The 13,816-nt window shown below is 70.5% G+C and carries 12 protein-coding genes; 8 read left to right on the forward strand and 4 right to left on the reverse strand.

Annotated elements, in window-relative coordinates; genetic code table 11:
* Positions 1 to 113 precede the first annotated feature (113 nt).
* On the reverse strand, positions 114 to 377 hold the full coding sequence (locus OG870_RS18680; RefSeq protein WP_003975777.1) for a WhiB family transcriptional regulator: 264 nt from the start codon (positions 375 to 377) through the stop codon (positions 114 to 116).
* 651 nt (positions 378 to 1,028) lie between these two features.
* Between OG870_RS18680 and OG870_RS18685 the strand changes: the two genes are divergently transcribed.
* The 4 genes from OG870_RS18685 to OG870_RS18700 all read left to right on the forward strand — a co-directional run bounded on the left by OG870_RS18685 (position 1,029) and on the right by OG870_RS18700 (position 5,281).
* Entirely contained in the window at positions 1,029 to 1,535 is a 507-nt protein-coding gene (locus OG870_RS18685; protein WP_266515517.1) for a cysteine dioxygenase, read from the forward strand.
* A gap of 33 nt (positions 1,536 to 1,568) precedes the next feature.
* Positions 1,569 to 2,528 (forward strand): 2-phospho-L-lactate transferase, encoded by a 960-nt coding sequence (gene cofD / locus OG870_RS18690; RefSeq protein ID WP_266840115.1) that lies wholly within the window; start codon positions 1,569 to 1,571, stop codon positions 2,526 to 2,528.
* Positions 2,525 to 3,868, forward strand: coding sequence for a coenzyme F420-0:L-glutamate ligase (locus OG870_RS18695; protein WP_266515523.1), 1,344 nt, complete (start codon positions 2,525 to 2,527; stop codon positions 3,866 to 3,868). The genes cofD and OG870_RS18695 overlap by 4 nt, the downstream gene beginning before the upstream one ends.
* 402 nt (positions 3,869 to 4,270) lie before the next feature.
* Positions 4,271 to 5,281, forward strand: coding sequence for a DNA-3-methyladenine glycosylase family protein (locus tag OG870_RS18700; protein ID WP_266584051.1), 1,011 nt, complete (start codon positions 4,271 to 4,273; stop codon positions 5,279 to 5,281).
* Between the two features lie 60 nt (positions 5,282 to 5,341).
* Here OG870_RS18700 and OG870_RS18705 read toward each other — a convergent pair whose 3' ends face one another.
* Complete coding sequence (locus tag OG870_RS18705; protein WP_266520330.1) at positions 5,342 to 5,779, reverse strand: Lrp/AsnC family transcriptional regulator; 438 nt, start codon at positions 5,777 to 5,779, stop codon at positions 5,342 to 5,344.
* An 85-nt stretch (positions 5,780 to 5,864) separates the two neighbouring features.
* Here OG870_RS18705 and OG870_RS18710 point away from each other — a divergent pair, with 85 nt between their 5' ends.
* Positions 5,865 to 6,782: an SMP-30/gluconolactonase/LRE family protein gene (locus OG870_RS18710; protein ID WP_266840112.1), complete on the forward strand. Its 918-nt coding sequence runs from the start codon at positions 5,865 to 5,867 to the stop codon at positions 6,780 to 6,782.
* 39 nt (positions 6,783 to 6,821) lie between these two features.
* Here the strand turns inward: OG870_RS18710 and OG870_RS18715 are convergent, their stop codons facing one another.
* Both OG870_RS18715 and OG870_RS18720 read right to left on the reverse strand, forming a co-directional pair.
* Positions 6,822 to 7,904, reverse strand: coding sequence for a nucleotidyltransferase family protein (locus tag OG870_RS18715; protein ID WP_266515529.1), 1,083 nt, complete (start codon positions 7,902 to 7,904; stop codon positions 6,822 to 6,824).
* A gap of 162 nt (positions 7,905 to 8,066) precedes the next feature.
* Complete coding sequence (locus OG870_RS18720; protein ID WP_327691164.1) at positions 8,067 to 9,506, reverse strand: peptidoglycan recognition protein family protein; 1,440 nt, start codon at positions 9,504 to 9,506, stop codon at positions 8,067 to 8,069.
* A gap of 129 nt (positions 9,507 to 9,635) precedes the next feature.
* Between OG870_RS18720 and OG870_RS18725 the strand changes: the two genes are divergently transcribed.
* The 3 genes from OG870_RS18725 (at position 9,636) to OG870_RS18735 (ending at position 13,717) form a co-directional block, all read left to right on the forward strand.
* A complete protein-coding gene (locus OG870_RS18725) occupies positions 9,636 to 10,391 on the forward strand; it encodes a TIGR03089 family protein (protein ID WP_266515533.1) in 756 nt (251 codons plus the stop codon).
* Positions 10,392 to 10,538: 147 nt separating this feature from the next.
* Positions 10,539 to 11,747 (forward strand): LCP family protein, encoded by a 1,209-nt coding sequence (locus OG870_RS18730; protein ID WP_405624481.1) that lies wholly within the window; start codon positions 10,539 to 10,541, stop codon positions 11,745 to 11,747.
* Positions 11,748 to 11,989: 242 nt separating this feature from the next.
* The gene (locus OG870_RS18735; protein WP_266840106.1) at positions 11,990 to 13,717 is read left to right on the forward strand and encodes an LCP family protein; all 1,728 of its coding nucleotides are present in this window, start codon (positions 11,990 to 11,992) and stop codon (positions 13,715 to 13,717) included.
* Positions 13,718 to 13,816 lie beyond the last annotated feature (99 nt).

Genomic DNA, 13,816 nt, shown 5'->3' on the forward strand with positions numbered 1-13,816 from the left:
CTCGATGAGGGGCGGTGGTCGGGCGACGGGTGGGCATGACAGCGGCCCGCCGCCTGTGGAAAACCCACCTGCGACGGGCCGTTCGGTTGCTGTGAGGGTGTGGGGCCGTCCGGTCAGACGGCGGCCTTCTTCAGGCGACGTCGCTCCCGCTCGGACAGGCCGCCCCAGATGCCGAAACGCTCGTCGTTGGCAAGGGCGTACTCAAGGCACTCGGAGCGGACTTCACAGGCGAGGCAGACCTTCTTGGCCTCACGGGTGGAGCCGCCCTTCTCGGGGAAGAAGGACTCGGGGTCGGTCTGGGCGCACAGCGCGCGCTCCTGCCAGCCGAGTTCCTCGTCCGCGTCGTCGACCAGCAGTTGCTGCACCAGCTCGGTCATGTGCGCCCCTCGTCTGTCTTTCGCGTCCCCGTGATGTAGCCGTTACCGATCCCGGCTGAACGACACGAGTGAAATTACAAGTGTGCTGCTCCGGGCGAGTCAAGCCGAGATCTGCTATTGGGTCCCTTATTCACTCTGCGGAACCAAGGCCATGCGGAAAGTGTTCAAATCGGCATAAACCTTGACATGGCGACGAGGCCCGGAAGGGCCTCCGCCCCCGTGCAGAGCCTGCATGGGGAAGGACGCCCGGAGATCCGATCTCGTTCCATGCGCACCTCGGAGCGAACCGGATCACAGTCGGATCACGGGATCGCAACGAGGTTTACGCGCCCGGTTGTGCGCCATGTGTCCCGGTTGGCGGCTGCACAAACCTTTCGCCTGGGACATGGACCTGATGAGGTGAACCATGTCCCACATACCGGGCGTCGAGTTGACAGTGAAGGTGTGAGCCGCTGTCCTTGTGGGCATGCTCGCGAACTTGGCAGTCACCTCGACCCGCACCGCCGGGTCCCTCGGTGCTGCCCGTGCTCGCTGTAGCTGTTGTTGCTGTTCCAGCTGTTGAGCCCCACCTGCTCCAGCTGTAGGTCCGGTCTTCCGCGACTGGGCTCCCGTTCCCTCTGACCTTCTTTCACTGAGGAACCACCGCACCCCATGAACAGCGACAACGACCTCCAGATCGCCGGCGACATCCTCGAAGTCGCGCACCTGCTGCAGCCGCCGCGCGAGCACCCGGCCACCGTGGCCGAGTTCGTCGGGCTGGCGCGCTCCGTCGCCGCCGACCGCGCGCAGTGGGAGCACCTCGTCGAGTACGACGCCACGACGCGCTGGTACCACCGGCTGCGCACCGGGCCGGGCTACGAGGTGTGGCTGCTGTCCTGGGTGCCCGGTCAGGGCAGCGGGCTGCACGACCACGGCCGCTCCTCCGGGGTGCTGACCGTCCTGGAGGGCACGCTGACCGAGCGGACCGAGCGGGGCACGCGCGCGCTGGGCGCGGGTGCGCAGCGGGTGTTCGCGCCGGGATACGTGCACGAGGTGAGCAATGACGCGCTGGAGCCGGCGGTCAGCCTGCACGTCTACTACCCGGGTCTGACCGAGATGCCGATGCACACGTCCCCGCACTGCGAGGCGCGCACCGAGCCGCGTCCGGTGACTGCCTGACACGTTGTCGTACCCGCCTGCAAGACTTGGCCCATGCGCATTGTGGTTCTGGCAGGCGGCATCGGTGGTGCCCGATTCCTGCGCGGTCTGAAGCGGGCCGTGCCGGACGCGGACATCACCGTCATCGGCAACACCGGGGACGACATCCACCTCTTCGGGCTGAAGGTCTGCCCGGACCTCGACACGGTGATGTACACGCTCGGCGACGGCATCAACGAGGAGCAGGGCTGGGGACGGGCGGACGAGACGTTCCACCTCAAGGAGGAGCTCGCGGCGTACGGCGTGGGGCCGGAGTGGTTCGGGCTCGGCGACCGGGACTTCGCCACGCACATCGTGCGGACGCAGATGATCGGCGCGGGATATCCGCTGAGCGCGGTGACGCAGGCGCTGTGCGACCGGTGGAAGCCGGGCGTGCGGCTCATCCCCATGACCGACGACCGGGTCGAGACGCATGTGGCCGTCGTGGTCGACGGCGAGCGCAGGGCGGTGCACTTCCAGGAGTACTGGGTGCGGCTGCGGGCCTCGGTGCCGGCCGAGGCGGTCGTGCCCGTCGGGGCCGAGCAGTCCAAGCCGGCACCGGGTGTGCTGGAGTCGATCGCGGAGGCGGACGTGGTGCTGTTCCCGCCGTCGAACCCGGTCGTGTCCATCGGCACGATCCTCGCGGTGCCCGGTGTCCGTGAGGCGATCGCCGAGGCCGGGGTGCCGGTCGTCGGCCTCTCCCCCATCGTCGGGGACGCGCCCGTGCGCGGGATGGCCGACAAGGTGCTGGCGGCGGTCGGCGTGGAGTCGACGGCCGCGGCGGTCGCCGAGCACTACGGCTCGGGGCTGCTCGACGGCTGGCTCGTCGACACCGTGGACGCGCACGTGGTGGAGCGGGTCGAGTCCGCCGGGATCCGGTGCCGGGCCGTGCCCCTGATGATGAGCGACATCGAGGCGACCGCCCGGATGGCACGCGAGGCACTGGCATTGGCGGAGGAGGTACGGGCGCCGTGAGCAGCGGGAATTCCGGGGGTGCCGGGGCCTTGGCGGGCGGCGAGGTGTCCGGTTTCCGGGTCTGGGCCGTGCCCGGGCTGCCCGAGGTCGCACCGGGTGACGACGTCGCGAAGCTGATCGCCGCCGCCGAGCCGGGGCTGGTCGACGGGGACGTCCTGCTCGTCACCTCGAAGATCGTGTCCAAGGCGGAGGGGCGGGTCGTCGAGGCGGACGACCGGGAGGCCGCCATCGACGCCGAGACCGTGCGGGTCGTGGCGCGGCGCGGTGCGTTGCGGATCGTCGAGAACCGTCAGGGGCTCGTGATGGCCGCGGCCGGGGTCGACGCCTCCAACACCCCTTCGGGCACGGTGCTGTTGCTGCCTGAGGACCCGGACGCGTCCGCCCGTGCGATCCGGGACGGCGTGCGGGACGCTCTCGGCGTCGAGGTCGGCGTCGTCGTCACCGACACCTTCGGGCGACCGTGGCGCTCGGGTCTCACGGATGTCGCCATCGGCGCCGCCGGTGTGCGCGTACTGGACGATCTGCGCGGGGGCACGGACGCGTACGGCAATCCGCTCAGCGCGACGGTCGTGGCGACGGCGGACGAGTTGGCCGCGGCCGGCGACCTGGTCAAGGGCAAGGCCGCCGGGCTGCCCGTCGCCGTGGTGCGCGGGCTGGGGCACGTGGTGGCAGGGGACGACGGGGAGGGGGCGCGGGCCATGGTGCGGGGCGGACGTGACGACATGTTCCGGCTGGGGACGTCCGAGGCGATCCGTACGGCGGTGACCCAGCGCCGTACGGTGCGGGCCTTCACCGACGAACCGGTGGACCCCGGTGCCGTACGGCGGGCGGTCGCGGCGGCCGTGACCGCTCCGGCGCCGCATCACACGACGCCGTGGCGGTTCGTGCTGCTGGAGTCGGAGGCCGCGCGGACCGGGTTGCTGGATGCCATGCGCGACGCCTGGATCGCCGATCTGCGGCGGGACGGGAAGAGCGAGGACTCCGTCGCCAAGCGGGTCCGGCGCGGCGACGTGCTGCGGAACGCGCCGTATCTGGTGGTGCCGTGTCTCGTCATGGACGGGTCGCACACCTACGGGGATGCGCGGCGGGACGGGGCCGAGCGGGAGATGTTCGTGGTCGCCACGGGCGCCGGCGTGCAGAACTTCCTGGTCGCGCTGGCCGGGGAGCGGCTGGGGTCCGCGTGGGTGTCTTCGACCATGTTCTGCCGGGATGTGGTGCGGGAGGCGCTCGGACTGCCGGAGGACTGGGATCCGATGGGAGCGGTGGCGGTCGGGCATCCGGCGGAGGAGCCTCGGCCCAGGCCGGAGCGGGATGTGGGGAGCTTCATCGAGGTACGGTGACGGTCCGCTGGGGGCGTTGGGAGCCTACGGTTCGTGAGGGTCTCGGTCCTGTGTGCGGCTGCGGGCCCGTGGGGGCTTGTCGCGCAGTTCCCCGCGCCCTTCAGGGCGCTGTGCGCACCCGGGGGACGCATGTGCGGCCTGGTCCCCGCGCCCCCTTCAGGGCGCCGTGCGCACCCGGGGGACACATGTACGGCCTGGTCCCCGCACCCCTTCAGGGCGTTGTGCGCACCCCGGGGGACACATGTACGGCCGAGCCCCCGGGCCCCCTTCAGGGCGTCGTGCGCACCCGGAGGACACATGTACAGCCTGGTCCCCGCATGCGTTGAAGGCGTTGTGCGTACCGGCGGTCTTGTGTACCGCCTAGTCTCGTAGGGCATTCCCGACACCCCCAGGAACCCATCCGTGGCAGGACGATTTGCTCCCCGGTCCACCCGTACGACCGTGCGTGGTGGGCATGTTGCCGTGCCCGCGCGCGGTGGTGTGCCGCGCCAGGCCGTGGCGCCTGGGCGGGTGCGGACCGTGGTGCCGGACGGGCCGCTCGACCTTGGGCTCGTGCTGGGGCCGCTGCGGCGCGGGCCGGGGGATCCGACGTTTCGCGCGATGCCCGACGGCTCCGTGTGGCGGGCCAGCCTCACGCCTGCCGGGCCCGGCACGCTCCGGGTTTCCGTGCGCGGGAGTGAGGTGTGCGGGGAGGCGTGGGGGCCGGGAGCCGAGTGGCTGCTGGAGAAGCTGCCGGAGCTGCTCGGCGCCGCGGACGATCCGGACGCGTTCGCGCCGCGGCACCGGTTGGTGGCGCTCGCCCGGCATCGGCGGCCGGGGCTGCGGCTCACACGGACCGGTCTGGTGCTGGAGTCGCTGATCCCGTCGGTCCTGGAGCAGAAGGTCACCACCGACGAGGCCTACCGGGCCTGGCGGCTGCTGGTGCGCAAGTTCGGCGAGCCGGCACCGGGGCCCGCGGCGGGCGGGCGGCTGTGGGTGATGCCGGGGCCGCGGACCTGGGCCTTGATTCCGTCCTGGGAGTGGCACCGGGCCGGGGTCGACAACAAGCGGGCGTCGACCATCCTGCGGGCCGTGCGGGTCGCCGCGCGGCTGGAGGAGGCGGTCGGGATGGAACCGGCGGCCGCCCGGACGCGGCTGGAGGTCGTGCCCGGGATCGGTCCGTGGACGTCGGCGGAGACCGTGCAGCGCAGCCATGGGGCGCCGGACGCCGTGACCGTCGGGGATCTGCATCTGCCGGGCATCGTGGGCTGGGCGCTCGCCGGGGACCGGGACGCGGACGACGCCGTGATGCTCAAGCTGCTGGAGCCCTATGCGGGGCAGCGGCACCGGGCGGCCCGGTTGATCCTGCTCAGCGGCAGGACGCCGCCGAGGCGGGCGCCGAAGATGCCGAAGACCGACATCGGGCTGCTCTGACCGTTCCCTCGCGGACGACCGGGGCGACCGAGACCACGGGGACCACGGGCCAGCCGGGGGCTAACCCGCGTCCAACGGCCGTTCGAAGAACGTCTCCAGGACCACCGTCGCCTGCGTTCCGCTGACCCCCTCGATCGCGTACAGGCGCCGCAGCACGTCCTGGAGCTGTCCGGTGGTCGCGGTGCGCACCTTGACCAGGACGGCCGCGCTGCCCGCGATGACGTGTGCCTCCTGGATCTCCGGTACGGCGGCGAAGGCCTCGCTCCGCTCGCCCATCCACGCGTTCGAGTCGACCAGCACGAAGGCGAGGACGCCGCGGTCGAGGGCGGCCGGGTCGACGTCGACCGTCGTGGCCCGGATGACCCCCTGTTCGCGCAGCTTGCGCACGCGCTCGTGCGCCGCGCCCGCCGACAGGCCGACGTCCTTGCCCAGCAGGGCGTAGGACCGGGTGGCGTCCCGCTGGAGCAGTGCGATCAGCCGGCGGTCGATGTCGTCCACTCGCTTCATGCGAAAACCATATCTGATTCAGCAGAGTGCGTGTTACGTTGAATTCTGTCCTGATCAATATCTCTGAGGGGAAACCATGTCCGGCCACATCGTCGACGACCTGTACGAGATCCTGGACGACCGCTTCCGCACCGGACGCTGTACGAACGGCGACAGCAGGCTGGAGGTGCTGTACGACGACTGCCGGTGGGCGGAGGGTCCGCTGTACCTGCCGGCCTGGCGGCAGCTGGTGTGGAGCGACATTCCGAACGACCGGCTGCTGCGCTGGGACGAGGCCAGTGGCAGGGTCGCCGTGTTCCGCAGCCCGGCGGGTCACGTCAACGGCAACACCCTCGACCGGCAGGGCCGGCTGGTCAGCTGCGAGCAGGGCAACCGCCGGGTCACCCGCACCGAGCCCGACGGCACGGTCACGGTCCTCGCCGACCGCTACGCAGGCAAGCGCCTCAACAGCCCGAACGACTCAGTCGTACGCTCCGACGGCACGATCTGGTTCTCCGACCCGGACTTCGGCATCACCAGCGACTACGAGGGCCACCGCGCGGAGTCCGAGATCGGCGCGTGCCACGTGTACCGGATCGATCCGGTGAGCGGGGAGGTGCACCTCGCCGCCGACGGGTTCGAGGGCCCCAACGGCGTCATCCTCTCCCCCGACGAGCGGCGGCTGTACGTCTCCGACTCGCGGGCCGCCCGGATCCGCGTCTTCGACGTCGGCGCCGACGGCACGCTCTCGGCCGGAAGGGTCTTCGCCGAGGCCGGGAAGGGCGTCCACTACGACAACATCCGCTTCGACGACGAGGGGCGCCTGTGGGCCGCCGCCCTTGAGGACGGAGTGCACTGCTACGACCCCGACGGCACCCTCATCGGCCGCCTCCGGGTGCCCGAGACCGTCTCCAACATCACCTTCGGCGGTCCGAAGAACAACCGCCTGTTCATCACCGCCACCACCTCGCTGTACTCACTGGTGATGTCGGTGACGGGGGCGCCGCGCGTCTGAGGCCGGGCCCGGCACCCCCGCGTACGTCGCTACTGGTGGCTACTGGTCGGAGGAGAACCGCACCGAGCCCGCCGGGATACGCGCGTCGCACCACACCCGCACACCGTCCCTCAGTTCGTTGTCGGCGCCGATGACGGCGCCGTCGCCGATGACCGTGCCGGTCAGGACGGAGCGTTCGCCCACGCGCGCGCGGGTGCCGATGAGGGAGTCGGTGATGACGGCGCCGGGTTCGATGACGGCGCCCGGCAGGATCGTGGAGCCGAAGACCCTGGCGCCCTCCGCCACGAACGCGCCCTCGCCCACCACCGTGCCGCCCGTGAGCTTGGCGTCGGGGGCGACCCTCGCCGTCGGCAGGATCAGGCGGTCGCCGCAGCGGCCGGGGACCGCGGGGGACGGAGCACGGCCCAGGACGAGGTCGGCGGAGCCGCGGACGAAGGCCGCCGGCGTACCCAGGTCCAACCAGTACGTCGAGTCGACCATGCCCTGCAGATGAGCTCCGGCGGCGAGCAGCCCCGGGAACGTCTCCCGCTCGACCGAGACGGGTCGGCCCACGGGGATCGTGTCGATGACCGAGCGGCGGAAGACGTACGCCCCCGCGTTGATCTGGTCGGTGACGATCTCCTCGGGGGTCTGCGGCTTCTCCAGGAAGGCGAGGACGCGGCCCGTCTCGTCCGTGGGGACCAGTCCGTAGGCGCGCGGGTCGGTGACCTTGGTGAGGTGGAGGGAGACGTCGGCGCCCGTCTCCTCGTGGGTGTCGACCAGCGCCCTGATGTTCAGGCCGGTCAGGATGTCGCCGTTGAAGATCAGGACCGGGTCGTCGGGGCCGGAGTGCAGCCGGGAGGCGACGTTGCGGATGGCGCCGCCCGTGCCCAGGGGCTCCTCCTCCGTCACGTATTCGAGGTGGAGGCCGAGCGACGAGCCGTCGCCGAAGTGCGGCTCGAAGACCTCGGCCAGGTAGGACGTGGCCAGGACGATGTGGTCCACGCCCGCCGCTCTCGCTCTCGCCAGTTGGTGCGTGAGGAACGGGACGCCCGCCGCCCGGACCATGGGCTTCGGTGTGTGGACCGTGAGCGGGCGCAGCCGGGTTCCCTTGCCGCCGACCAGGAGGATCGCTTCTGTCACCTGTCGTCTCTGCTTCCTGCCGGGACCGGCCGAACTGTCTTTCGGCCGGCCAGTGTATGCAGAACGTTGTGTGGCGCCTTCGACGGCCGTGCGGTGTTCCGTGGTTCCACCCGTGCAGCCCCCTGGCGTGAATGCGTCCCGGGCCCGGCTCCCTCGCGGGGCCTAACGGCCCTGGTAGCGCGCCGCGGTGGAGCGGGCCGTGCCGAGCTTGCGGTAGAGCTGCGTGCCCGGGCAGTCCGTGGCGAAGCCGTCACGGTGGCCGGAGATCACATTCAGTCGTACGTTCTTTCCCTTTCGGTAGAGATTGCCACCGCCCGACTTCAGATATGTCTTTCCGCGCGGATTGGCCCCGTAGAGACCGAGTTTCCAGGCCGTGAGCCGGGCGATGGCCTTCAGCGCGGCCGCGGGCGGCTTGCGCGCGCCGAAGCTGCCGAGGACGGCGATCCCCATGCTGTTGGTGTTGAAACCGAGGGTGTGGGCGCCCATGACCGCCTTGGCCACTCCCCCGGCGCGCCCCTCGTAGACGGTTCCGCACTTGTCGACGAGGAAGTTGTAGCCGATGTCGCGCCAGCCCATGCTCTTGACGTGGTAGCGGTAGATACCGCGGATGACGGAGGCGGCCTGCGAGCAGCGGTATCCGTTGCCGGACGCCGTGTGGTGCACGAACGCCGCCTTGACCTTCTTCGTGTAGCCGAACCCCTTCTCGCGCAGCTTCTCGTTCGCGCCCCAGCCACGGCGGGTGACGATGCGGGGACGGGCGCCGATGTAGGGCTTCGCGCGCTGACTTGCCGTCAGTTCGCTGCCGCGCAGGGCCCGTAGCTCCCGTACGGTCGAGGCCTGGCTCAGCTCGGGGATCTCGGTGGCGCCGAGCGGGGCGACGTCGGCGTTGGCGGCGGAGACGGCGAGGGCCTCGCTGGACTCGGCGGCGAGGGCGCCCGCGCGCGGGACTTCAGCCGGCATGCCGTGCGGCGCGAGGGCCGGCGCGTCGTCCGCCCCGGTCTCCTCGCCGGGGTCCACGAGTTCCAGACGCAGGCCCGAGGGAAGGGCAGAGGCGGCCGTCACGGCTCGGGGGCCCCGGGCGGTCTCTTCGGTACGCGGGGCACCCTCGGCGCGGACCCGGACCTCCACGCCGTCCGAGTCGCCCACCCACAGCGGTGCGGTGGAGCCGCGGACGCGGCCCGAGGTGCGCTCGGCGGTGCCGGGGTCGGCCGCGTCGTCGTTGTGCGTCTCCAGGCTCTGCCAGGTGGACCAGGTGCCGTCGCCGGCCGCGCGGGTGCGGACCTGGACGCCACCGTGCAGTTCGGTGTCCGGGTTGTCCCAGATGACGCCGACCATCGAGAAGTGCCGTACGTCTGGGCGGATCAGGCCCTGCTCGGCGGCCGCGCCACTGATCGAACGGGTGCGGGAGGCGAGGGGCGCGAGGGGCAGCGACTGGGTGCTGCCGGCGAGATCGGGCTGGACGGCCGCCGACGCGGATCGCGCCGCACCGCCCATGGGTCTCGCCGTCGCCGCGGTCGCGGGCGGCGTCAGCTGCACGGCGAGGGCGGCCGCGCAGGCGACGCCGATCGAGGAGGCGATCGAAGAAGCAAGGAATCCACGCATGCCATCGATCTTGGACATAGTCATACATATATGTCCATCCGGGATCTGACGGACCGTCGGCTCCCGTTCCTCCGAACCGGTGGCCCCACCACGCCGTGCGCGACCGGCCGCCCGCGTACCCTTGCGCGGGTGAACGCCACCGACCGCACCCCCGCCGACCTGCTGCGTTCCGCGCTCGCCGCGGACCCCGGACGCCCCCTGGTGACCTTCTACGACGATGCCACGGGCGAGCGCGTCGAACTGTCCGTGGCCACCTTCGCCAATTGGGTGGCCAAGACCGCCAACCTCCTCCAGGGCGACCTCGCCGCGGGACCCGGCGACCGGGTCGCGCTGCTGCTGCCCGCGCACTGGCAGACGGCCGTGTGGCTGCTCGCGTGCGCCTCGGTGGGCGCGGTCGCGGACGTCGACGGTGACCCGTCCGCGGCCGACGTGGTGGTGAGCGGGCCGGACACGCTGGACGCGGCGCGGGCGTGCCGGGGTGAGCGGGTCGCCCTTGCGCTGCGGCCGCTGGGCGGCCGGTTTCCGCAGCCCCCGGACGGCTTTGCCGACTACGCCGTCGAAGTGCCGGGTCAGGGAGACCGGTTCGCGCCGTTCGCGCCCGTGGACCCCGAGGAGCCGGCGCTGATCGTGGCAGGACGGGAGTTCACCGCCGCCGAGGTGGTCGAGCGGGCCCTGGACGAGGCGACGTCGCTCGGGCTGACGGGACCGGGCTCCCGGATTCTGTCCGGGCTGTCGTACGACACCTGGGAAGGGCTGCATGCCGGGTTGTACGGCCCGCTCGCGGTGGGGGCGTCGGTGGTGCTGTGCCGGAACGCGGACCGGCTGGACGAGGCGGCACTGGCCAAGCGGATCGAGAGTGAGCGGGTGAGCGTGGTGCGCCGCTGAGAGAGGGGCGCGTCCGCACCGCGACGCCCCATGGGGCGTCGCGGTTGCCGCCACCCGTTCGGATCAGCAATGGCCGCCCTCGTCGGCCCCTGAGGGGCATGGTCGTAGGAACAGCACGTTCGTACGCCATGAGGGGTGGAGCGGCACGTGAGAGGGCTGGGTCGACGGCGGCGGTGGGTGCGGTACGGGGGGCTTGCGGTCGCCGCGCTGGTCGTCGGGGCGGCCGGGGGCGGGCTGGTGCTGTACATGAAGCTCGACGGCAACATCAAGCCCGACGAGGCGGCCGCCAGGGAACTCGCCCGGTACGAGAAGGAACGGCCCACGTCGCTGGTCAAGGGCGCACAGAACATTCTGCTGATCGGGTCGGACTCGCGCTCCGGGGACGGCAACGCGCAGTACGGACGGGACTCGGGGACCGAGCGCTCCGACACGACGATCCTGCTGCACCTCGGCGCGGGCAGGCGCACCGCCACCGCGATGTCGCTGCCGCGTGACCTGATGGTGGACGTGCCCTCCTGCCTGCGCCCCGACGGGACCCGCTCGCAGCCGACCTTCGCGATGTTCAACTACGCGTTCCAGGTGGGCGGTTCGGCCTGCACCATCCGGACCGTCGAGAAGCTCACGGACATCCGCGTCGACCATCACGTCGTCATCGACTTCCACGGATTCAAGGAGATGGTCGACGCGGTCGACGGCGTCCAGGTCTGCCTGAGGGAACCGATCGACGACAAGGCCGCCAGACTGAAGCTGCCCGCGGGGCGGGTCACGCTCGACGGCGAGCAGGCCCTCGGCTATGTCCGCGCCCGCAAGTCCCTGGGCAACGGCAGCGACACCGACCGGATGGACCGCCAGCAGAGGTTTCTCGGGGCGCTCGTCAACAAGGTGCAGAGCAACGACGTACTGCTGAATCCGGTGAAGCTCTATCCCGTGCTGGATGCCGCCACGTCGTCCCTCACCACGGATCCGGATCTGGCGAGTCTGCGCGGCCTGTACGAACTCGTGCGCGGGCTGCGTCACATCCCCACGAAACAGGTGCAATTCCTCACGGTTCCGCGGGAGTCGTACGTCTACAACGCCAATCGCGACCAGCTCGTGGAACCCGAGGCGGAGAAGCTGTTCGAACGTCTGCGCAGAGACGCGCCATTGACGGTCACGAAGGAAGTTCCACCGGATTCCGACTCGAAGAGTAGCAATCCGGATTCACGTGGGGTTTCGTTCGGGCAGCCGTACGACTACGGCGAGTACGGCGACGGCAACGGAAAGTCCGGAGAAAAGCGGTCCGATGAGCCCGTGACGTCCGTTTCGCCCGCGCCCACGTTCCGCGGGAACACCGCCGCCGAAGACGGTTGCGAGTAAAGCGAACATCAAGGCGACGAACAGCCGCGTCAAGAAAGTCCAAGGAAATGGGCGTATTGCCCAGTTGTAGGGCGTGGACTTTGTCACTGACGTCGCTTGACGCTGAACTGGGCGGATAGTGTGAGCGATCCGGTGCATCCGGCCGCGAGGTCCTTCCTGCGGGTCGCACACCGGGTGACCGTGACCCGAGCGCCTTTGAGGGGGAAGGCGCCGCGTGGCCCAAACGGAGGATTCGGACAACCGTGGACGCGCAAAGCCGAGGGCGGGCGGACAACGTCGATCCCGCAGACCAGTGGGTGCTCAATCCGAACACCGGCGAATACGAACTGCGACTGACTCCTTCCGCTCCGCAATCGACGGTTCCCGGGCCTCGCAGATCCGCCCCTCGTGGCGCGGGCGGCGGGGCGCGCAGCCGTACAGCGAAGCCGCAGACCCCGGGCCGCGAGGTACCGCCGCAACGGCGGCGCCGCGCGACGCCCGAGGAGCCACTGCCGGGGCGGCGCGGGCGCCGGCCGGTGCAGAAGAAGTCGAAGGCCAAGAAGGCCCTGATGTGGACCGGCGGTTCGATGGCGCTGGTGCTGGTCGCCGTCGGCACGGCCGGCTACCTCTACCTCAGGCACCTGGAAGGCAACGTCTCCACGACGGACGTCGGCAGTGCGGGCAAGAGCGGCTTCAGCAAGGACGAGGCCTTCAACATCCTGATCATCGGCACCGACAAGCGCACCGGTAAGGGCAACGAGGGCTACGGCGACTCGGGCAGCGTCGGTCACGCCGACACCAACATCCTGCTGCACGTCTCGAAGGACCGTACGAACGCGACCGCACTGAGCATTCCGCGTGACCTGATCGTGGATGTCCCGGACTGTCAGACGAAGCAGTCCGACGGCAGCGAGAAGGTCATCGCGGGCTCGGAGGACGTCCGCTTCAACACCAGTCTGGGCCAGGACGGCCGGGACCCCGGTTGCACCATGCGCACGGTGAAGGCGGTCACCGGCATCGAGCCCGACCACTTCATGATGGTCGACTTCAACGCGGTGAAGACGCTGACGACCGCGGTCGACGGCGTGCCGGTGTGTCTCGCCCACGCGGTGAGCGACAAGGAGTCGCACCTGAAGCTGCCCGCCGGCCCGTCCAAGGTGGAGGGCGAGCAGGCACTGGCGTTCGTCCGCACCCGGCACAGCTGGGGCAACGCCGGTGACCTGGACCGCATCAAGGTGCAGCAGCAGTTCATGGCCTCGCTGATGCGGAAGATGTCCTCCAGCGACACGCTGACCAGCCCGACCAAGCTGTACAAGCTGGCCGAGGCCGCCACCAAGGCGCTCACGGTGGACACCGGCATCGGCAAGGTCAGCACGCTGAAGGACATCGCCCTGGAGATGAAGAAGGTCCCGACGAAGAACATCAGCTTCATGACGGTGCCGGTGCGGGACAACCCTGCGGACGGCGTCGTCCACAAGACCGTGATCGTCGACCCGAACGCGGCGCCCGAGGTCTTCGACGCGATCAAGAACGACGTCTCCTTCACCGCGGTCAAGGCGAAGGAGAAGAAGGAGAAGGCCGCCGTCGCCGCCCGTCTCAAGGGCAGCAAGTCGGCCGCCTCCGAGGTCCGGGTACGGATCCTCAACGGCGGCGCCGCGCCCGGCTCGGCCCAGGAGACCCTGGCCTGGCTGCAGAACGACGAGGGCGTGTCCAAGTCCGAGAACGCGGGCAACGCGGATGCGGCACTGTCGAAGACGACCCTGGAGTATGCGCCCGACCAGGCGGCCCAGGCCCGCAAACTGGCCGCCATCATGGGTTTGTCCGGATCCGCGTTGAAGCCGGGCAAGAGCGTGACCAACTCCCAGGGCCTGCCCGCTATGACCCTGACGCTGGGCAAGGACTTCCAGGAGGCCGGCGAGCCGCTCAACGCCTCGTCGAAGGCGCCGCCCGTCGCCAGGTCCACGGCGGACAAGGTCAACTGCGCGAGCTGAACGAAAATGTGCGCCAATTGAACATCTGAGGTGACCACACAGGCCTGCCGTGCGTCTAACAGGACGCACGGCAGGCCTGTTCATGGCATGGGTGGGGAG

Source organism: Streptomyces sp. NBC_00461 (assembly GCF_036013935.1).
Taxonomy (GTDB): Bacteria; Actinomycetota; Actinomycetes; order Streptomycetales; family Streptomycetaceae; genus Streptomyces.